Annotated in this window: 1 protein-coding gene; it reads right to left on the bottom strand. The window is 43.2% G+C overall.

The window, feature by feature from the left end; all coding sequences use genetic code 11:
* Window positions 1-254: 254 nt before the first annotated feature.
* Entirely contained in the window at window positions 255-434 is a 180-nt protein-coding gene (locus tag Xhom_RS25410; RefSeq protein WP_071933905.1) for a hypothetical protein, read from the bottom strand.
* Window positions 435-474 lie beyond the last annotated feature (40 nt).

The raw sequence follows: 474 nt of genomic DNA on the forward strand, positions 1-474 counted from the left end.
CGACAAAATACCGTCATTTGAAAATGAAAAAGATGCAGCACTAAAACTGGCTGATTGGATGCGTCGTATGAGTGAAGCGATAGAAAACCACTGGCAGGATAAAGCACAGCATTCAGAGGAAATTTCTCTTGCTGAACAATGGGACGCCTTGCCACCTCAGAGCAAATGATACTGGGGTGGCAGGAGTAGGTTAGGGGCAGTGTGGGTGAGTCATGAGAGGACGGCAGGAGCGCTACCGTCCTATTGTGATGTTATTATAAAAATGCACAAATAGCATAAGCTCCTGGACCTTGTTCATAGCTATTTGTTAAACACCAAACCATACAGTCACCCCACGCTTGACCCGTTTGAGTCGAACAAATCGAAGCATAGGTTTGCATCGAAGCTAAAAGAGTCGTGCCTGCTACTAGGCAAAGAAGAAGATATTTTTTCATAATCATTCTCCACATCTTTTACAACGTTATTATCACAAAA

It is taken from the genome of Xenorhabdus hominickii, assembly GCF_002632725.1.
GTDB classification, from domain to species: domain Bacteria; phylum Pseudomonadota; class Gammaproteobacteria; order Enterobacterales; family Enterobacteriaceae; genus Xenorhabdus; species Xenorhabdus hominickii.